General features: G+C 66.1%; 14 protein-coding genes and 1 pseudogene. 9 read left to right on the top strand and 6 right to left on the bottom strand.

The annotated features are described in order from the left end of the window. Nucleotides 1-13 precede the first annotated feature (13 nt). From OP04_RS11295 to OP04_RS11265, 7 genes are all read left to right on the top strand, one after another. Nucleotides 14-3,076 carry a lantibiotic dehydratase gene (locus OP04_RS11295; RefSeq protein ID WP_085066374.1) on the top strand — a complete coding sequence of 1,021 codons (3,063 nt, stop codon included), beginning with the start codon at nucleotides 14-16 and terminating at the stop codon, nucleotides 3,074-3,076. Beyond that, nucleotides 3,073-4,272 (top strand): lanthionine synthetase C family protein, encoded by a 1,200-nt coding sequence (locus tag OP04_RS11290; RefSeq protein WP_051797545.1) that lies wholly within the window; start codon nucleotides 3,073-3,075, stop codon nucleotides 4,270-4,272. The genes OP04_RS11295 and OP04_RS11290 overlap by 4 nt, the downstream gene beginning before the upstream one ends. A gap of 36 nt (nucleotides 4,273-4,308) precedes the next feature. Further along, the gene (gene fxlM, locus OP04_RS51055) at nucleotides 4,309-6,366 is read left to right on the top strand and encodes a methyltransferase, FxLD system (RefSeq protein WP_033339537.1); all 2,058 of its coding nucleotides are present in this window, start codon (nucleotides 4,309-4,311) and stop codon (nucleotides 6,364-6,366) included. Nucleotides 6,367-6,593: 227 nt separating this feature from the next. Continuing rightward, a complete protein-coding gene (locus tag OP04_RS11280; protein ID WP_051797543.1) occupies nucleotides 6,594-7,544 on the top strand; it encodes a hypothetical protein in 951 nt (316 codons plus the stop codon). Then, a complete protein-coding gene (locus OP04_RS11275; RefSeq protein WP_033339536.1) occupies nucleotides 7,541-8,584 on the top strand; it encodes a protein-L-isoaspartate O-methyltransferase family protein in 1,044 nt (347 codons plus the stop codon). The genes OP04_RS11280 and OP04_RS11275 overlap by 4 nt, the downstream gene beginning before the upstream one ends. Before the next feature lie 173 nt (nucleotides 8,585-8,757). After that, on the top strand, nucleotides 8,758-9,990 hold the full coding sequence (gene fxlM, locus OP04_RS11270; RefSeq protein ID WP_051797540.1) for a methyltransferase, FxLD system: 1,233 nt from the start codon (nucleotides 8,758-8,760) through the stop codon (nucleotides 9,988-9,990). Continuing rightward, complete coding sequence (locus OP04_RS11265; RefSeq protein WP_063746585.1) at nucleotides 9,987-10,637, top strand: AAA family ATPase; 651 nt, start codon at nucleotides 9,987-9,989, stop codon at nucleotides 10,635-10,637. Before fxlM (OP04_RS11270) ends, OP04_RS11265 begins: the two co-directional genes overlap by 4 nt. Here OP04_RS11265 and OP04_RS11260 read toward each other — a convergent pair. From OP04_RS11260 to OP04_RS53190, 3 genes are all read right to left on the bottom strand, one after another. Continuing rightward, the gene (locus OP04_RS11260; protein ID WP_033339535.1) at nucleotides 10,634-11,200 is read right to left on the bottom strand and encodes an NUDIX hydrolase; all 567 of its coding nucleotides are present in this window, start codon (nucleotides 11,198-11,200) and stop codon (nucleotides 10,634-10,636) included. The two genes, OP04_RS11265 and OP04_RS11260, sit on opposite strands and share 4 nt — an antisense overlap. A gap of 488 nt (nucleotides 11,201-11,688) precedes the next feature. Continuing rightward, a complete protein-coding gene (locus tag OP04_RS53195; RefSeq protein WP_157239637.1) occupies nucleotides 11,689-12,060 on the bottom strand; it encodes a hypothetical protein in 372 nt (123 codons plus the stop codon). Nucleotides 12,061-12,949: 889 nt separating this feature from the next. Next, a complete protein-coding gene (locus tag OP04_RS53190) occupies nucleotides 12,950-13,339 on the bottom strand; it encodes a hypothetical protein (protein ID WP_157239635.1) in 390 nt (129 codons plus the stop codon). A gap of 453 nt (nucleotides 13,340-13,792) precedes the next feature. Between OP04_RS53190 and OP04_RS11255 the strand changes: the two genes are divergently transcribed. Both OP04_RS11255 and OP04_RS11250 read left to right on the top strand, forming a co-directional pair. After that, nucleotides 13,793-14,098: a hypothetical protein gene (locus tag OP04_RS11255; RefSeq protein WP_033339534.1), complete on the top strand. Its 306-nt coding sequence runs from the start codon at nucleotides 13,793-13,795 to the stop codon at nucleotides 14,096-14,098. Between the two features lie 1,764 nt (nucleotides 14,099-15,862). Then, nucleotides 15,863-16,357: pseudogene (locus tag OP04_RS11250) on the top strand (EF-Tu C-terminal domain-related protein); the annotation flags it as partial. 212 nt (nucleotides 16,358-16,569) lie between these two features. On the opposite strand, the gene OP04_RS11245 reads toward OP04_RS11250, so the two are convergent. From OP04_RS11245 to OP04_RS11235, 3 genes are all read right to left on the bottom strand, one after another. Then, complete coding sequence (locus OP04_RS11245) at nucleotides 16,570-16,827, bottom strand: hypothetical protein (RefSeq protein ID WP_157239633.1); 258 nt, start codon at nucleotides 16,825-16,827, stop codon at nucleotides 16,570-16,572. Nucleotides 16,828-16,843: 16 nt separating this feature from the next. Then, nucleotides 16,844-17,227, bottom strand: a complete 384-nt coding sequence (locus OP04_RS11240; protein WP_157239631.1) for a hypothetical protein — start codon at nucleotides 17,225-17,227, stop codon at nucleotides 16,844-16,846. A 1,030-nt stretch (nucleotides 17,228-18,257) separates the two neighbouring features. Continuing rightward, nucleotides 18,258-19,421, bottom strand: a complete 1,164-nt coding sequence (locus OP04_RS11235) for an acyl-CoA dehydrogenase family protein (protein ID WP_033339531.1) — start codon at nucleotides 19,419-19,421, stop codon at nucleotides 18,258-18,260. Between the last annotated feature and the right edge of the window lie 123 nt (nucleotides 19,422-19,544).

The following is a 19,544-nucleotide window of genomic DNA, read 5'->3' as shown; positions in this document are numbered from 1 at the left end:
TGAGGAGCCCATCGTGGTGAAAGCGCACCCCGGCTACCGGCCCATCGGCACTGCGATGTGGCGTGCGAGTGCCTTCGGACCACTCGATGCCCGCGGAGACTGGCCAGGGGATGACGGCAATACCGTGCAGTGGCGGGAGTGGATCGCTGTTGCGTGGGGCATCGCCGGTGTCGCGGACGCGATCTCCCATGCTTCCCCGGCGCTGGCCGCCCAGGTCAGTGCCGTGCTTGATGAGGGCTTGCAGGACGAGCGGCGGTTGACCAGGACCGGGTATGCCTTGGCACGGTATCTGGTTCGGATGCGGGGCCGCGCGACGCCGTTCGGACTCTTCGCTGGAGTCGCGCCCTTGCGCTTTGGATCAGTCGTTGAGCTCGGCGACGTACCACGTGCTGAAGTGTGGTCGCAGGCCAGCGCTGAGTGGGTGGCTGCGGTCATCGCTGTCCTTGAGGCGCGACCATGGGTGCTGCGCCATCTGTCGGTCAGCGCGAACGACATGGTGATTGTGCAGGACAGGCGCCTTCACGTCTTATGGCAGCCGCATAGTGGCGACCCGCAGCAGCGTCGCCCGTTGCAGGTGTCGCTGCGCTTGACCCCGGCGGTCGCGTTCGTGCTGGCTGCTGCCGAGGAGCCGATCCGGGTGGCGGATCTGTGCGACAAGGTGCAGAGCCATGTTCCGGCCGCATCGTCAACGGCGGTGCGGTCGCTCCTCGGGCAGCTGATCTCCGCAGGCGCTCTGATCACCAGCCTTCGGGCGCCGCTGACGTACACCGATCCGCTTGGGCATGTGCTGCGGGTACTGGACGGGATCGGCCTGGACGAAACAGCCGAGGAGAGAACTCTTGTCGGACAGCTGCGCGCGATACACCGCCAGCTCATGGAAGGCGACTCAACCCGCGTGTCCCGAGCCCGGCTTGCCACGAGTATGCGAGCCGTCGCTTCCAGTTCCGCGCAGCCTCTTGGGGTCCACCTGCGGCTCGCAGGAACACCGGCTGTGCCGCACCGGATCGCGGCCGATGCGGTAACCGCCGTGGAGACGCTGCTACGGCTGAGTCCGGCACCATCCGGCCTGCCGAGCTGGCGGGACTTTCACGGTCGCTTCCTGGAACGCTATGGCACGGGCGCGCTGGTGCCGGTGCCCGCGCTGGTCGATGCTGCCCTCGGGCTCGGTTTTCCGCGGCACTTCATGTCGCCGCCTGAGCCGCGCTCAGGCCAGCCCACCAGCCGTGACGAGCGCCTCCTTCGTCTGGCGCAGCAGGCGACGCACGACCGTGTCACTGAGGTGGCGCTGGCCCAGTCCGACATCGCTGCGCTCGGTGGCGGCATCGAGCCGGGTCGGGATTGGCCCGCGCACTTGGACGTGATGGTCGAGGTGAATGCCTTCTCCGCTGAGGACGTGGGCCGCGGCGATTTCACCCTGCGAGTCGGTGGCCTGGGCCGCAGCCTCGCCGCTCTTTCCGGCCGCTTCCTGGACATGCTCGCAGGCGAACAGAAGCCGCTCACGGCCGTGCCGACGCTGGTCGACGACGCGGTGGCCGCACAGCTGTCGTTTCCGCCGGACCGCCCGGTGGTGGAGTCCGTGACCCGAGTCCAGCAGCTCCTCCCGGCCGTCCTCAGCGTCGCCGAACACCGCCCCGGACAAAGCACGGTGATCCGGCTGCGGAACCTGGCGGTCACCGCTGACCACGACCGGATGTACGTGGTGTCGCTGCCGGACCGGCGGATCATTGAGCCGGTACTCACCTGTGCGGCGGCCCCGCACACGATGCCCCCGGTCGTACGGCTGTTGCTGGAACTTCCCCGGGCCACCGGCACCGCGCTCAGCCTGTTCGATTGGGGCACTGCCCGCTGCTTGCCCTTCCTTCCTCGGCTGCGGCACGGCCGCATCATCCTCTCCCCGGCTTCGTGGCAGGTCCCCTCCGGTTCCCTGCCCGGTCCGGAGGCTCCACATGGGCAGTGGCGGAAGGCGTGGGGCCGATTCCAGCGCGAGTGGAATATGCCGCACATGATCACCGTCGGTGGTGCGGAGCAGCGGATGAGACTGAGTCTGAACGACCCGATGGACGTGTCGCTGTTGCGCCGTTACATCGACCGGGCGAGCGGACCGGCGCGCATCACCGAGGCCCCTGCAGCCGAGGAGTTCGGCTGGTGTGGTGGTCGTGCGCACGAGATCATCGTCCCCCTCGCACGCGCCGGCGCCGGGGCTGCACCACGCATCGCGCGCCGACTTCACCATCTGCCCGTCGTCCCGAGCGACCACACGGTCCCACCCGGCGCTTCGCTGCTGTTCGGAAAGGTGTACGGGCCACTGGACGCGATGTCGATGATCATCGATGAACACTTGCCCGCATTGCAGGACAGCACCGGGTCGATGGGCTGGTGGTTCGTGCGATACCGCGACCCGCAACCGCACCTTCGGCTACGGTGCCGGACCAACGACTACGGCCGAGACGCCGAGCGGCTCGGCCGGTGGGTAACCCGTCTTCGTCAACTGCGCCTGGCTGGCGACCTGATCTTGGACACCTACCGGCCGGAGATCTCCCGTTACGGTGCCGGCCCGCTGATGTCCGCCGCGGAGGATCTGTTCGCGGCCGACTCCGTAGCCGCCGCCGCGCAGATCAGAGCCTGCCACGACTCTGCAGACGACGTCGACGTGCTCACCGTGGTCAGCTATCTGGACTTGCTCACCGGGCTACTCGGCACGCCCCGCGCGGCAATCGGATGGCTTGCCGACCGGCCGAGGCTGCTGCCGCGGCCGACCGGGAGTCAGCACGAAGCCCGCCGGCGAGCGCTCACCGCCGCCGCCAGATTCAACACCAGCCTTCAGACAGCAGGCGCCGCGCCGATCGCCGGCGAGGAGCAGATCAGAACGGCGTGGGCCGATCGGCGTGCTGCCGCCCGGGTCTATGCGTGTCTGCTGGCCCAAGACCCAGATGCACCGGCAGACGTCGCCGAGTCGCTGCTGCATCTGCACCACAACCGCGTCGTCGGCACTGACCCGGACCGCGAAGCCCGTATCTACCACCTCGCGCGGGCGGTAGCACTGGCCCACACCGCGTCGGCAGGAGACGAGACATGAGCGCAGCCCAGCACCTCAGCAACGAAGGCACGGTCCTTGCCGTGGGACCGAACGCCGCTGCGCGCGATGATGCGCGACGGCGGTGGCTGCCGCAGTCGCTGTCCACGGGCTCCGCTGGTCTCGCGATCGCGCACGCGATGCTCGCCGGCCGCCAGCAGGCCGACGAGTGGCTCGCCCGCGCCGTCGCCGGCGGTGTCACCGTCGGCGACGGAAGTGGTCTGTGGTTCGGGGCGCCCGCCGTCGCGTTCGCCGCCGCCGTCACCGATCCCGTCCGGTACCGCACCGCGCTCGACTGTCTCGATACCGCCATAGCGCGACTTGTCCGGGCCCGACTCGATGCCGCCACCGCCCGACTCGCCGACGCCTCACGGCCCGCACTGGCCGAATTCGACCTCGTGCATGGGCTGACCGGGCTCGGCGCATACCTTCTCACCCGAGACCCCGACGGCCGTCTGCTCCGCGAGGTGCTCGCCTACCTCGTGAGGTTGACCGAGCCCGTGCTCGCCGACGACGAGTGCGGCACTGGAGTGCCCGGTTGGTGGACTGCCGACGCTCCCTCTGCCGGGTCACCGCTTCAGGGGCACGGCAATCTGGGCATGGCCCACGGCGTCGCCGGCCCGCTCGCCCTTCTCGCCCTCACCCAGCGGCGAGGGATCACCGTGGCCGGGCAGTCGACGGCAATCGACCGCATCACCGGCTGGATCGGGTCCTGGCAGCAGGAGGGACCGGATGGTCCGTGGTGGCCCAAGTACGTCAGCGTGCATGAGGTTCGTGCCGGGCGGCTCACGCAGCAAGGGCCAGGGCGCCCGTCCTGGTGCTACGGCACGCCCGGCATCAGCAGAGCCTTACAGCTGGCAGCGATCGCCCGCAGCGATCAGGCCCGGCAAGCCGCCGCCGAGCGCGCCCTCACCCGGTGCGTCACCGACCCGCGCCAACTCGCCGCGCTGACCGACCCGTACGTGTGCCATGGGTGGGCCGGCCTGGCCGCCACCGTCTGGGCCGCCACCGCTGACGCCTGCACCAGCGACCTGCCCACGACCATGCCGCAGATCATCCGACAGCTGCACGCGGCCGTCGACACCGACAACGGACAGACCACCGGACTCATCAACGGCAACCCCGGCGCCGCCGCAGTCCTGCACACCATCACCGCCGGCAGCGAGGCGTCTTGGACGCGTTGTCTGCTGCTGACCTGACCACTCCACCGCCCAACCCGGAAGGCCTTAACCACGATGAGCGATGATGCGACCACCTCCGACTGGCAACAGGTCAACATCACCTACGCCAGCCGGCGGGACGCCGAGGACATCGGCGTCACCCACATACGCCCTCGCCTGATCGACGCCGAATACGCGCGGGAGATCACCGGGTGGTGGTTCGTCCGCAAGGGCGACACCTGGCGGCTGCGCCTTGAGAAGCCGACCGATGGCTTCTCCGAGAGCCTGATCGATGCGATGAGGCAGCTACCGGAGGTGGTGGCGGCTTCCGCAACGATCTACGAGCCCGAGATCGAAGCGTTCGGCGGACCCGACGGCATGGCCGTCGCACACCGGCTCTTCACCGCCGACAGCCGGTTCGTCCTCGACCACCTCGCCACCAGCGACACGCCCTACCGGCGGGAGCTGGCGTTCATTCTCGGCGTGCGGCTGATGCGCGCCGCGCGGCTCGAATGGCACGAACAAGGCGACTGCTGGGCACGCCTCGCGGCCGCCCGACAGGCCGCGGCCGCTCCGCAGCCCACAACAGCCCTCACCACCTCGATCGAAAGATTACTCACCGCAACATCCGATGCCCCCAGCAGCCCGCTCCACCACTTGCCCGGATGGGTTGCCGCCATGGAACACACCGGCAGGCGGCTCGCAGACCTCGCCAGCACGGGACGGCTGACCCGTGGCCTGCGCGCCGTCATCACCCACCACCTGATCTTCCTGTTCAACCGGCACGGCGTGCCCGCTGCCGATCAGCATCAGCTCGCCACCGCCGCGCGCCACATCGTCTTCGGCCCTCCGAGTGAAATCCTCGACACGACCACGGGCGACCCCACCGGCAACCCGATAACCACTACCCTCGGCGCGGTGACCGACACCAGCACCTTCACGGAACGTAACGACCGCCTTCGTCACGAACTCGCTGACTGGATCAAGAGCCGGGGCACCTTCACGACGCCGGCGGTGGAGACGGCGTTCCGCACCGTCCGGCGGGAACTGTTCATCCCCGGCGTCGATCCGGAGATCGCCTACGGCCGAGTACCCGTCGTCACCCACCGCGACGCCTCCGGCGCTTCGGTCTCCTCGGCTTCCGCGCCGAACATGGTGGCGACCATGCTCGAACAACTCCACGTCACCCCCGGCCAGAAAATCCTGGAAATCGGCGCGGCGACCGGGGTCAACGCGGCGCTGCTCGCCGAACTCACCGGGGCGAACGGCACCGTGGTCACCATCGAGTTCGACCCCGAACTCGCCGCCGGCGCCGCCGCGCACCTCACCGCTGCCGGCTACCCGCAGGTCACCGCCATCGCTGGCGACGGCGCTCTCGGACACACGCCGATGGCACCGTACGACCGGATCATCGTGACCGCCGGCGCCTGGGACATCCCCCCGGCACTCTGGGACCAGCTCGCGCCCGACGGCCGCATCGTTGTACCGCTGCGCCTGCACGGCAGCGGGCTGACCCGCTCCCTGCCGTTCGACCGGACCGCACCGGACCAGCTCATCGCCCGTAGTGCGATCGTTTGCGGCTTCGTGCCGATGCGCGGTGCGACTGAGCATGACGAGCTACGCCTCCAGCTCACCGACGACGTCGTGCTGCGCGTCGAGGCGACCGACGAGCCCGACCCGGCCGCGCTCACCGCCGCCCTCAGCCAGACCCCTCAGCAGACCTGGACCGGAATCACCGCCCGCTACGACCAGCGCCCCGCCGACCACCTCGACCTGTGGCTGCTCACGAACACCACCACCCGCTTCGCCCGGATGCTCGTCACCGGCGAGGCACGCGCCGCAGGGATCGACCCGGCCAAACGATGGGCCGGCGCCACCCTCTACACCGACGACACGATCAGCTACCTCATCACCCGCGACCTCAACGACGACATCGCCGAAATCGGCGTCGTCACCCACGGACCCTCGCACACCACCCTCGCCGACACCACCGTGGAACTGCTCACCCAGTGGGACAAGACCCGGCCGGGCCAACCCACCGTCACCGCCCACCGCAACTCCCCGACAGGACAGCACATCACGACACCCGGCTATCTCGTCCGCCCACAGACCACCCTCACCGTCAGCTGGTGAACCCACCGGTCTAACGACTCTTCCTTCCCAGGGCAGGAGCGGAAAACATGCCATCACCCACCTCCACGAACTCCGCCACGCTTCACGCCGATCCGGCTCCGGCTACTCGCCGATTTCCGCTCCTGCCCCGCCGGAAACCGACATGCCGGTCCCTGCCCGAACGGGTCGCCCGCGTCGCACAACAAGCCCGGACCGCGGACCAGCAGGAGTCGGCCGACCACGCCGCCATGGCACTGAACCTCGCCGCGCTCACCTACGCCGACTGCCACATGCCCGACACCGCGCGCGCATGGTGCTGGCGGCAATTCGACGCGTACGCCACCGGCGGGCCGTATGACGAGGCCACCGCGCAGAGCGCCATCCAGCCACTGATCAACATCGGCCGGCTTCACACCCGCGCCGGTCAAGGAACCCGCGCGTTCCACCTCCACCAGGCCATGTTCCACGCCGCCCGGCACGGCACCCCGTTCTCGCTCGACGGCCGCACCCTCGATCTACGCACCATCGCCGCGACCGATACCGCCCGACGAGCAGTCACTCACCTGCTGTGGAAGACCCTGCTCTCCGACGGCCTGAAGGCCCTATGCCACGCCGGCCAATGGGAACAGGCCCGCCAACAGGCGCACACACATCGGGGAGTCGGCGACCGGCTACTCGACGGCCGGCAGATCGAGATCATCGCTGCCGCCACCACCGGCGATCACGAGCGAGCGCACGCACTCATCGACGCCTCCGTAGTCACCGAGCCTTGGGAACACGTCATCGCCGCATGCCTACGCATGATCGCCACCCCCGCCGCCCACATCGATAGCCAGCCGGAGGCCGCCGAAGCTCTCGTCTCCAGCTACGACCTGCTCGACACCGCGCCACCCGCGCACCTCACCTTCCTGGTGCGCGCGGGCCTCACCGTCATCGACCTCGTTCCCGGCCACGACATCGCACCTGTCATCAGAAAACTCACCGCAGCAACCACAGACGACGACGCCTACACGGCAGCGGAACTCCTCAACCATCCCTCTGCCTCGCTGCTCGATCCCAGCACCATCGACGCACTCACCGCCACCGTTACCAAGGCAGGACTCGGACAACCCATACCCGCTGCACTCGATACCACCCTCACCGAAGCCGCGCACGCCGCGTGCGAATCCCTCACCCGGCTGGTCAAAGCCTCAACATGACCACGCTCGACGACGCCTTCGACACCGTTCCAGAACGCACCTACACACACCACCCACAGTGGGGCGAAACGGTCCACCGTTCAGCCCCTGACTCCATCCGCCGCGAAATCACAGCGCTGCAGGTGCGGCCCGGCGATCGGATCCTGGAGATCGGCACCGGTTCCGGATACAGCAGCGCGATCCTCGCCCGCCTGTGCGGACCGCGCGGCCGGGTAACCAGCGTCGACATCAGCGACGAACTCGTCACCCGCGCCGCCGCCATCCACCAGGAACGCGGTGTCAGCGGCGTTGACCTCCACGTCGGCAACGGCCTTGCCGGCCACCCACCGGCCGGACCATACGACTGCTTGGTTGCCTGGTGCACTCCGCCACGACTACCCCGCGCGTGGACGGATCAAGTTCGCGACGGCGGGCGGATCGTGGCCTGCCTGCCGATCGCCTGTCTGCCCTCCACCACGCTGATCGCCACCATCACCATCGAGGAAGGCCAGCCCCGGCTGCTGGCCGTTACCGGTGGCGGCTACGCGCAGAGCACCCCGACCGCCGTCGATGACGCCTTGACCATCCCGGGACGCTGGGTCGACTACTGCGACCACCAGCCAGTCCCTTCCTGGATCTCCACCGGCTGGCGCGACGACGACCCGCAGCGCGCCAGTGCCCGCGCATCGCTCGACCAGCTCCTGCATCCCGGCCATACCGAGACGTACCACGAGCTGCCGCTCGCATGGCGGTCCTGGAGCGTCTATACGGCTGCGCTCGGCGACCGGCAGGTAAGCCTCGTGTCGCTGCGGAACCAGATTCGCGGCATCGGACACACCACCGCAGACTCGGCCGCCCTGATCCTGGCTGACGGCACCGTCATCGCCGACACCCCGCACTCGCCGTCCCTGACGGTCCTGCGGACCTGGCTGGACCGATGGGAGACGGCCGGCCGCCCGGACGCCGGATCGCTCCCGACCACGCTCGTGCCATACCGCGGAACCGGACTCGCCGGCTGGGACCTGCGCGTCCGCCTGCCACAGCCCGACAACCAGCAATGACCGGCCTTCCACATCGGCACCGCCACCGTCCGAGCCTGAACGTCGTTCACGCGCTGGTGCCGGCAATTCGTCTGCGAGTCGGCCTCGAACGGAACCCCGGGACGGGAAGCCGCCCACTTCCGTACCGCTCGGCCGTTGGGACAGATACGACCACCGTGTGAGAGGAATGATCAGTGGATTCTGCGGTGCAGAGCACGTCACCGGAGCAGTTCCGGGCTGCGTTGACGGCTCGGCTGGTGAGGAAGAACAGGATCCGCACGCCCGCGGTCGAAGCCGCGTTCGGTGCGGTGCCCCGGCATCTGTTCGTGCCCGAGGACGTGCCCTTGGACCAGGCATACGCCGACGAGATCGTGGCCACCAAACGCGGCCCGGACAGCAGGGTGACCAGTTCGGTGTCGGCGCCATGGCTGCAGGCGTACATGCTGGAACAGGCCGGGCTACGGCCCGGCTCCCGGGTCCTGGAGATCGGCTCCGGCGGGTACCAGGCGGCGCTGATCGCCGAGATCGTCGGCCCCGGCGGGCACGTGGTGACCATGGACATCGACGCCGACATCACCAGCTACGCCCGCGCCTACCTCGACCGAGCCGGATACCCACGGGTGCAGGTCGTCACCGGCGACGGCAACCTCGGGTACCCGGCCGGCGGACCGTACGACGCGATCATCGTCACGGTCGAGGCCGGCGACATCCCACCCGCCTGGACCGGCCAACTCGCCCCCGACGGCCGTATCGTCGTCCCGCTCCGGCTGCGCGCCATGACCCGCTGCCTGACCCTGCAACCCCGGGACGGCCACCTGGCCGCGACCGCCGCACTGCAGTGCGGGTTCGTGTCGATGCAGGGCGCGCACCGCCAGCTCGCCCGCCGGATCGCGCTGCGCGGTGACGACGTCGTCCTGCAGTACGACGACCCCGCCGACGTCGACACCGATGCCCTCACCACAGCCCTGAACGGGCTCCGGACGGATGTGTGGGCGCCGGTCACGATCACCGAGCAGGACCACAGCTCCTTCGAGAGCCTGCACCTGTGGTTCGCCAGCCAGCCCAGGCCGTTCGGCACCCTCAATGTCGACCGGGAACGCACCACCGGCCTGCTCGACCCGCAGGACCGCTTCTTCTGCCCCACCCTGCTGGCCGACGACAGCTTCGCCTACCTCACCATGCGCAGCATCGAGGACGACACCTGGCAATTCGGCGCCCACGGCTTCGGACCAGCCGCGGCCACCCTCACCACCGACATGATCAACCTCATCACCGACTGGGACAGCCACTACCGGCACGGCCCCGGCCCGGACATCACCATCCACCCGACCGGCAGCACACCACCCGCGTCCACCCAACCGCACGTCACCGTGGCCCGCCAGAACACCACCATCACCATCGCCTGGCCGGCACCGGTGAACCCGTGACGCCCGCCGGCCCGCACGTGTCCGCACGGAAGCCGATCCTGGTGGTGATCCGCGGCAACAGCGGAAGCGGGAAGACCACCACCGCCCGGGAGGTCCGTCGGCAGTACGGACGCGGGTGCGCCCTCATCGAACAGGACCACCTGCGACGGGTGATCCTGCGCGAGCACGGAGGCGGCGGCGAAGACCGGGTCGCACCCCGGTTCATCACCACGATGGCGCGCGCCGCGCTCGACGGCGGATACCACGTCGTCCTCGAAGGCATCCTGCACACCGGCCAGTACGGTGACCCGCTCCGCGCCCTGATTAGCGAGCACACCGGCCCCACCGCTTGCTTCTATCTCGACGTGTCCTTCGACGAAACGGTACGCAGACACCTCACCCGTCAGGAACCGATTCCTGTCTCCGCGGACACCATGCGCGAGTGGTACACCGCCCAAGACCTGCTCGGCGTCGCGGACGAAACAGTCATCCCTGAGCACGCGGAGTTCGACCACGTCGTCACGACCATCCTGCACACCAGTGGCCTCGCCAGGAGCGCAGCTCTTACGCCGTGCCCGACCAGATGCGCACGTTGCGCGCACAAGACGGCAGAAAGCCACTCTGCGGCGGATCGGAATAGCTTCAACGACGACAGGCCGGGCCGCTAGAGTTCCTCCTTCGCCTGCAAAAGCAGCACAGCCAGCAATCCAGAGACTGTCCCGGCCCCCACGATCTCTCCGTCGGCTATCAGCCGCTGGACCTGGTCGAGCGGAATCCAGGCAACGCGTTCAGACTCATTGATATCAGGGACGGAACCGGTGAAGTCAGCACCCCGCGCCAGAAATACGACGTTCTCCTGATCGATCGTTCCCACCATCGGCTGGAAGATCAACAGCTTCCTCAGCTCGTAAGGACGCCACCCCGTTTCTTCCTCGACCTCACGCGCCGCGCACACCGCCGGCTCCTCATCAGGGTCGAGATAGCCTCCGGGCAGCTCCCAGACCCAGCGGTTCATGACGAAGCGATGCCGCCACATCATCAGGACACGTTCGTCGCCGTCCAGAACGATGACCATGGCCGCACCGGGAACACGAAGCACGTACTGCTCGAAGCGAGTGCCGTCGGGTAGCTCAACATCGGCGATGCTCAACTTCGCCCGGCGCGTGTCATCGACGGTCCGCTCGCCGTGAATGGTCCACGCACTGCGCCGCTGCGGCTCCGCATCCATCAGCGCAGGCTAGCCGCTCCATCCCAGTGACGCGGGCCACGTTAGCGAAGCAAAGTGGCGCATATCACTCTCGCGAGGTGAAGCGGAAGACGCGGGTTGCCTCGTGATGCCTGGTGTCGCCGAGTTCTGCCCGGACTATGCCCGGAAGGAGATCAAAAACGCGGCCCTGGAAACCAGGGACCGCGCTCTGACCTGCAACTTCATTTGTAGCGGGGGCCAGATTTGAACTGACGACCTCTGGGTTATGAGTCCCGCGACGCTAAGTTGTCGAACATATAACTTAGGCAGTCCCACGGCAGCCTAGTCAGCTCCCATCGGCTGGATAGTCCACAGAAGGGTCTCTATCGACAGGCAGGCCAGCGCTGGCACTTAAGCGCCTGGCATATACGTGGTCCGGGATGCGGCTGCCGAACCCACGCACGTCAGGGTGACTCACCGCAGTGGAGCGCGAGCCAAGAGACGTGCCGCTGACATCGATCAATGGCAGGGCTTCAGAGGAACTGGATCTGTTCGATCTCACCGCCTGGATGGACGACCGTGAGGCTTCCTTCACCTCGTTCGACGAGCTCCAGCACGAGGTCATAAATCTGCAGGGCTCGGTTGACTGTATCGGTTTTCGAGTGCCTGGTTGTGTCGCTTGCGCGGTTGAGCGCGGCGGCTGCTTGCGAGGTGAGATTGACGGTAAGACGCACCGGTCGGCCCCCCGTGGCCAGTTTGTGTGGCGACGAATGCACGGCTGCCACATCATCGTGACCGTGGCCCCCAGACGTTTCGGATGCTTGTGGATCATCAAAGTGACCGGGCAAGGACGCCGGCCTTGTCACGGAGCAGTCCTCGCGGTCGAGCAGCTTCGCTGTGGACATCGTGCTTCATCCCCTTTCGCGCTTGCGCATGATCGCGATGCTTGAGCAATTGATGTTGGTGCCATGGACTGGGCTTTAGGCCAGACGCGAGGTCGCCTCTGCTTGCGTCAGACGGGTGCCCGGCTTCAGTGAAAGACACCCTGCCAGCACGTCACTCTACGTGATGGTAACAACACAACCACCTCCAAGGGGCAAGGATACATCAAATGACTGCACGATGTGATGCCCGAAGCGTCATCGCCCTGCATTCTTTCGCGCTAGACGGGGCTGCACGCCAGCCCCGCTGCGCCGGAGCAGCACCAGCATGCGACGAATGGCAGGTCTCAAGCGACGGACGGCGCGTGCGACATGCAGATGTTGGTCATACGATGTGGTGACCAATTACGCCGAACGTGTAAGCCTCACGGTAGAGCACCACGGGAGGGGCGAAGGTCATAGAGTGTGAAACCGCCGCCAAGCCTGCCTCTTGCGGTGACAGATGCTCGGGAGAGGTGGCGGCATGGCCGCAGTACAGCGGCGGGCGGGACAGGTTGAGCCTGACCCGACAGGGAGCCCGAACCCCGAGGCAACACTAGGGTACGTCGACATGCTCGCCGGCTAGTGCAAGCCACGCGAGTGAGACGTCGACCGACAGCAGGCTCCGAGGGAGCGGCCTTGCGGACCTCGGCGTGCGACACCGAGTCCCAGCCTCTGTAGCCGACGATACAGGCGATCACGTACACGTCAGGAACCCCGACCGGCGACGCAAGGCCCCGACTGACACCGGGCACCTAAGATCATCGCCCCACGAAGCTGGCCGGAGTCCAGTGCACCTGCGCCCTGCATACGCATCCCAACGGCATCAACCGGCCGCGGCAACAGAATGTGTCCGCTGGTGAAGCCACCGCGATCAGGCGGTATCGGGAAGATTCATCTCAGTGGCGGAGTCCAGCGGGCGTTCGCCGCCGGTGTCCACCGTCCGAGTATCACCCTCGCCGTATAGCAGCTGCAGCCTGGGCATGTCGTTCTCGAAGACTGAAGGCATGGTGGAAGGGGGCGGCATGAGAGGGGCAGGCGTGGCGGGACTTGATATCAGGTAGCGCGTAATAAACGGATCGGCACCGGCACTTGGCGGCCCGGACAGAACGCCAGCGGTCAAATCCTCAGTCCGGACGACCCGGCCACTGATCGGAGCCTGCTCAGGGATAATGATCCATTGAGATGTGCCGACCGCCGGGCTGACCGTGGTGTGAAATCGCGCCACGTTGGCCCGCTCGCCGGGGCACTCGTGCAGTGTCATCCGGTCGGGGTAGTCAGCTAGCCCGCCACTCTCGTGAGCGTGATGATGACGGTGCGCGCCCATGTGACTCCTCATGCAGCTGATCAGTCCGCCTACCGGTGGCAGACAGCCTAACCTGTGCATACCTTTGCCTGTTAGCAGTCGCCTAACATGCGCGTGTCGGCCGCATGCTTGGCGCCCTTTGCCCACCTTTGCCCATGCTTGCGGCACGGGCGGGTAGGCTTCGCTTGGACCGGGCAGTTGGGCGTCCTGAGTGGAATTCCCACAACGATCACACAAAGTTGATCCACTGGAAGCGCTCCCATGGTGTACCGTACTGGTCGGGAACACACGTCGTGTGCGTTCGATGCGCCCAAAAGGCATACAGAGTGCGTTCAAGACGTCACATCAAGAGAAGGATGGAGGAAGAGGCGTGGTTCCACCCCTTCCCCTCATCCATGATCAGGAGGACTGATGGCGAACAGGCGAGGACGAGCAGTCGCGGACACCTCTACAGAGGAGGAGTCCGACACTGGAGCGACCGACCAGCCCGACACGGCGCCATCTATAAGCAACCTGGTCCGCGTCACAGTCAATCTGACTCAGCGAGCGCATCAGGACCTGATGACGCTGACGTCTGAGACCGGCTTAAGTAAGACCGACGTGATCAACCGGTCGCTGCAGGTCTACGCATTGGTCGAGGAGCTACTTAACAAGAACGGCGGCGCCCTGACCGTTGTCCACAAGGATGGCACAAACGAGCGTATCTACATTCTGTGAGACCGCCAGACCTAAGGCTCTTCACTGCAGGGTTGCAGCCCTGTTGGCTTATGTTCACTCAGTTATACGAAACCGAACAGGCAGCAACACCGTCGGGCCATCTTCACCGTCAGCACGACGGAGCGCTCCAGTCGAAACACAACCGAGCTAAATTCTCTCGTCGGCGGCCTCTTCGCGCGTAGCCCACCTTGGAGTTACTTACCGGATTATGGCTCCGGCACGCGAACGAATACATTCGCCTTGCCCGCCAAGGCCACTAGGGTCGCCAAAGATTTACTCTCTCTAGAGGGACTGAGTATCGCCACGCGCTAATGGCAAGCACAGCATTCAGATCCCGGTCATCATCGACTACATGCTGCACCCTGCTGCGCAGTCGACGAGTGGATCCACCCGGCCTGATTTGTCCTCACCGGCAAGCGCAGAGGCTAAAGCCTGACCGTGGACAGCAGGTAGCGGATCCCTCGCCACACGCGAGAAGACCGGACCACCCGGACGCAGTCGAGCACGCGATAGCCATAGAAGTTGGCCGCAGACTGAACCAGGTTCTCATCGGACAGCGGTGCCACCGCGCCTGTGGACAGCCGGCCCAGAACCTACTGGCATTCGTCGTTTAGGTTGTCAGCTTCACCAGAAAGAAAAACGCCAGACTCCTAGGACACTTGCGTTAGGTTCAGTACGCGATTCTTCGCCTGCTGCCAGTGCTTGCCGCTCAATAACGGGTTCCGATCAGACAGTGCCCCCACACTCGGAAACTGCAGCAAACATGCTGTGGCGCTTTAACCGACGGCGGACCTGTCCGAGCGCCCAGCCTACCCATGGGAAGATCAGTTGGTTTCAGGCGAGAACGAAGCCCTGACCCTCTTGAGTGAATGATCTGGTTCAGTCGGTCAGAAGGACTCGGTGTCGGCAGATCCAGTTTGGTGACCCGCCGTGGTGATAGCGGACGGGCCCGGGTGTGCGGATCGGGCCGGTAGCGGCGTTGGCTCGATGAATGTGCGGACGATGCCGTAGCCGCCGAATCCTCGGGCGGTGAGTTCACGGTGCAGGAGGCTGGCTTTGAATCAGCCACCGTTCGATCCGCGAGATCAGGTAGGCCTTGAACGGGTCCTGTAAAATTGGATGTTTCTACGGCACGGTCCTGACGTGGTTGCCAGGTCACGGCGTGGGCGTAGCGGGAGACGGAGTTGTGACTCCAGACCATGTGCCAGGCAATCCGCCGGTAGCTGGCACCTTGGATGGGCAGTCATCTCGTGGACTAGGCGTGATTCGCGCGGCTACGTTGCGCTGTCGCGCCCGCCCGCCCCGTGACCGTTGCGGCGTCAGTCTCGGCGCGTTCGGCTGACTGTCTAGGCAGACAGGATCCCTAGCGTCGCGAGGGCGGTTAACGGTGGTGGCGAGGTTCTGTCATAAGTGGAACTGGTACGCGAGTTGGACCGCGTCGGGCACCGCGGTCTTGGTAGCTCCGGCATTCGCGCTCGCCCGGTTCCTACAGATGACCGCTGAAGCCTCGTGGTCGCGCAGCCATCCGGCCGGCGGTTCCGCGTCACGTCCGGGACGAAAATCGATGACGCGCTGAGACTCGCAATCGATCCAGGCAGTGCCGCGGTGGTGGCCCTAGGGATCGCGAAGCCATCGACTTCGAGACTGCCACTGGATCGTTCACTGAATCGGGAGTTGCCCTAACAAAGTTGCAGCAGGCTGTTCCGGCTCGCGGATTCCAATCTTCGCGGCCAGCCGTTCTCGAAACAGCCGGCCAGCGCCAGCGAGCGCGAGACCGAGAAGCCGTTCCTCATGCCGATCGAGGACGTCTTCACGATCACCGGCCGCGGCACCGTGGTCACCGGTCGCGCGGAGCGCGGCATCCTCAAGCCGAACGAGGAGGTGGAGATCGTTGGCATCCGCGAGAAGTCGATGAAGACGATCTGCACCGGTATCGAGATGTTCCGCAAGGTGCTGGACGAGGCGCGGGCCGGCGAGAACGTCGGTCTGCTCCTCCGCGGCATCAAGCGCGAGGACGTCGAGCGCGGCATGGTCGTCATCAAGCCGGGCACCTCGACTCCGCACACGGAGTTCGAGGGCCAAGTCTACATCCTCTCGAAGGAGGAGGGTGGCCGGCACACGCCGTTCTTCCATAACTACCGGCCGCAGTTCTTCTTCCGGACCACGGACGTGACCGGCGTGGTGCCCCTCCCCGAGGGCACCGAGATGGTCATGCCGGGCGACAGCACGTCCATGACGGTGAAGCTGATCCAGCCCATCGGATACTGGCGCATGGCCCGCCGCGGCATCTGGCCTTGTGCGCAGGCGCCGGGGGATTCGCTTCCGTTCCCTGACGGACACATCCCTGTTGTCATTGCCGGACCACAGACGATCGCTCCATCACATGGCCAGCGAACTCCGTCCTCGGCCTGCCCGCTAAACGATCATCGTGTCAGCGGGCAGACCGTAGATCTCCGTGTAGGACTGACCCGCTACTGCGAGGCGGGCTGAAGCTGGCGCAACGCCTGACGCGCGAGATGAGCGAGACTCTCGATCAGGATGTCCGTGTCGATGGCCTCCGTCCCGAAAAGTTCTACAAGGTCAGAAATCGGCGCGTCTCCGTCCGCACCGGCGGGCGCCGCCTCGCTCGCCAGGACGGACAACGCCTGAATCACTAAAGCCCGACGGTGAACGGCGGCCCCCTTGGGACGAGCCGACAGATACAGCTCTACAGCAAGGTGAGCGGGCATGTCGTCTCCCGTCGCATCAGTGGCGCCGAGCGTCACGGAACAGGAAGCCAGCGGCAAGGATCATGATGCCGAAACCTCCAGCCGTGATCGCGCGCAGTTCGTCCGACGCGTTCGGCCCGAGAACGAGCATCGGTCCGACGATGGCGCCGGCGACCGTCAAGATGATCACTATGGCGAATTCGGGAACCCAGTCCGTGTTCACGACGCCGTCCAGTCGGGCGAAGTTCCACGCCTTCAAGAAGACGCGGATGCTGTTCCGCGACGACCGGATGACCGCTTGATCAGTCGGCATCTCCGCCGATCGATCATCGAACTCGACCACTGGCTCCAGAGCCTCGTCAGACTCTTGGGCGTCCTCCGGCTCCTCCGACTCCGGGGGATCTTGTGTCATCGCGTCCATCCTGTCCTGCTGAGGTCTCGCCGGGTGGCGTAACTCGCTGCAGTCTACACTGCACATCCGCTGCGTACGCGCATTGGGATGACGATGACCGACTCTAAGTCGTATGTTGTCCGCAGAAACAAAAGCGGATGGCGGGCTTCTTAGCATTTCAGCAGGAAGCGGTGGGGCAACCCACCCAACAACCAACACCATAGACGAAGATCGAGTGCGACAATTTGAAGCATATGCACCTGACATGACGCGTACATAGCTCGCCCGGTGACGTCGTGCAGTCACTGAGGGTAATTGCATGCTTGCTTGCGACAACGCGGGGCAACTGCACGGCGTCATGCCGCAGGCCGCGATGGCGGGTTGGGACGACGTGAAGGAACGCGCATTTTGAGCGGCTTAGTCCCCGGCTTTAGGGTGTTCGCCACTGACGGAGCTGCCGAAAGCATGGGGGCGACGGGGGGGGTGGGTGGGGGTGGGGGTGGGGGTGGGGGTGGCGAGAATGCCTTGCGGACTCAGGCGCGGGGCCTCACCGACTTAAACGAGCGTCAAGGTCACGACCTAGGCGAGAGGGCGGACGTCGAGCATCCGTTCGACCTAGGCCACGAACTGATCACGCCGCCGGAGAAGCCGGTGGAGGCTGTCGGCAAGCCTGGGCGGGATGGGCTCGGCCGCAGTGTTGCCGGGACGGTGACTGTCGGCCCGCCCAGCTCGCCGAGATGTTCTCGACAGGCTGAGCGGCCATCAACGGGGACCTGGGCGCGATCGCGGCAAGTCCGCACCCTCCAGCCAGTGCCGCACAGGCCGACCGATTCGCAGCATGACGGCAGCGCCAGGACCCATCTCACGTCCCCAGACCCCGGCAAGGCACGGAGCGCCGGACAAACTACATGTACGGCACATCGACGTGCAGCCATCTATCCACTCTGGATGGCCAGGATTTGCCCAGCATGACGATCGAAAACGACCACAGCGAACCAACATCAACCAACAGGTCAGCGCCACCTCAACAGCGGCGCTGACCTGCGAAAACGTCGGCCAATCAGCCCTTAAGCAGCTGCCTTGACATCACGATTCGCTGCACTTGATTCGTACCCTCGTAAATTTGGGTGATCTTCGCGTCGCGCATCATGCGTTCTACGGGGTAGTCGTGGGTGTAGCCGTAGCCGCCCAGGAGCTGCACGGCGTCGGTGGTGATTTCCATGGCGGCGTCGGAGGCGAAGCATTTGGCGGCGGCGCCGAAATAGGTCAGGTCGGAATCGCCGCGTTCGGACTTGCCGGCGGCGACGTAGGTGAGCTGGCGGGCCGCCTCCAGCTTCATGCCCATGTCGGCGATCATGAACTGCAGGCCCTGGAACTCCGCGATCGGCTTGCCGAACTGGCGGCGTTCCTGGACGTAGCCGAGCGCGAAGTCGAGCGCCCCTTGCGCGATGCCGACGGCCTGCGCCGCGATGGTCACACGAGTGTGGTCGAGCGTCTTCATGGCGGTGCCGAAGCCGGTGCCGGGGTCGCCGATCATGCGGTCGGCGGGGATGCGCACGTTGTCGAAGTACACCTCGCGCGTGGGTGAGCCCTTGATGCCGAGTTTCTTCTCCGGTGCGCCGAAACTCACGCCGTTGTCCGACTTCTCCACGACGAACGCGGAGATGCCACGGGATCGCGCGGCCGCGTCCGTGACGGCGAAGACGGTGTAGAAGTCGGAGACGCCCGCGTTGGTGATCCAGCGCTTGGCGCCGTTGAGGATGTAGTGGTCACCGTCACGTTCGGCGCGTGTGGTCATGGACGCGGCGTCACTGCCCGCTTCCGGTTCGGAGAGGCAGTAGCTGAACATCGCCTCCCCGGCCGCGACCGGACGGAGATAGCGCTCCATGAGTTGCTCGGACGCGGCCAGCAACAACGGCATGGTGCCGAGCTTGTTGACCGCCGGGATGAGGGAGGAGGAGGCGCACGCGCGGGCCACCTCCTCGATCACGATCGCGGTCGCGAGCGCGTCCGCCCCGGCGCCGCCGAAGCGCTCCGGGATGTGAGGTGCGTGAAAATCCGCGGCGCGGAGCGCGTCGTACGAGGCGAGGGGGAATTCCGCCTTTTCGTCCGCTTCAGACGCATTCGGGGCTACCTTGGCGTCACACACCGCGCGAACCGCTTCACGCACCGCTTCATGATCTTCAGGAAGTTGATACGCATCGAATGTTGGGATTGTCGACATTGCGGCCCTTCCCTTTGCTAGCGACCTGCGCGGATGCGAGGATACCGACCGTCATTCAGATCCTTGTTACCGACGCGTAGGAACTCTGACTATTGTCGCCTGCGCCCAAGGCCGAAACATGCT

The sequence above is a fragment of the Catenuloplanes japonicus genome (assembly GCF_000717135.1).
Taxonomy (GTDB): domain Bacteria; phylum Actinomycetota; class Actinomycetes; order Mycobacteriales; family Micromonosporaceae; genus Catenuloplanes; species Catenuloplanes japonicus.
Note: the sequence above shows the minus strand (reverse complement) of the source record. Positions and strands in the feature narration are given on the sequence as shown.

Excerpts from the sequence above, each read along its gene's own strand:
- OP04_RS53195 (WP_157239637.1), bottom strand. The coding sequence starts at position 12,060 with ATGTCCACAGCGAAGCTGCTCGACCGCGAGGACTGCTCCGTGACAAGG.
- OP04_RS53190 (WP_157239635.1), bottom strand. The coding sequence starts at position 13,339 with ATGACACTGCACGAGTGCCCCGGCGAGCGGGCCAACGTGGCGCGATTT.
- OP04_RS11290 (WP_051797545.1), top strand. The coding sequence starts at position 3,073 with ATGAGCGCAGCCCAGCACCTCAGCAACGAAGGCACGGTCCTTGCCGTG.
- fxlM (WP_033339537.1), top strand. The coding sequence starts at position 4,309 with ATGAGCGATGATGCGACCACCTCCGACTGGCAACAGGTCAACATCACC.
- OP04_RS11275 (WP_033339536.1), top strand. The coding sequence starts at position 7,541 with ATGACCACGCTCGACGACGCCTTCGACACCGTTCCAGAACGCACCTAC.
- OP04_RS11240 (WP_157239631.1), bottom strand. The coding sequence starts at position 17,227 with ATGGACGCGATGACACAAGATCCCCCGGAGTCGGAGGAGCCGGAGGAC.
- OP04_RS11255 (WP_033339534.1), top strand. The coding sequence starts at position 13,793 with ATGGCGAACAGGCGAGGACGAGCAGTCGCGGACACCTCTACAGAGGAG.
- OP04_RS11280 (WP_051797543.1), top strand. The coding sequence starts at position 6,594 with ATGGCACTGAACCTCGCCGCGCTCACCTACGCCGACTGCCACATGCCC.
- OP04_RS11245 (WP_157239633.1), bottom strand. The coding sequence starts at position 16,827 with ATGCCCGCTCACCTTGCTGTAGAGCTGTATCTGTCGGCTCGTCCCAAG.
- OP04_RS11235 (WP_033339531.1), bottom strand. The coding sequence starts at position 19,421 with ATGTCGACAATCCCAACATTCGATGCGTATCAACTTCCTGAAGATCAT.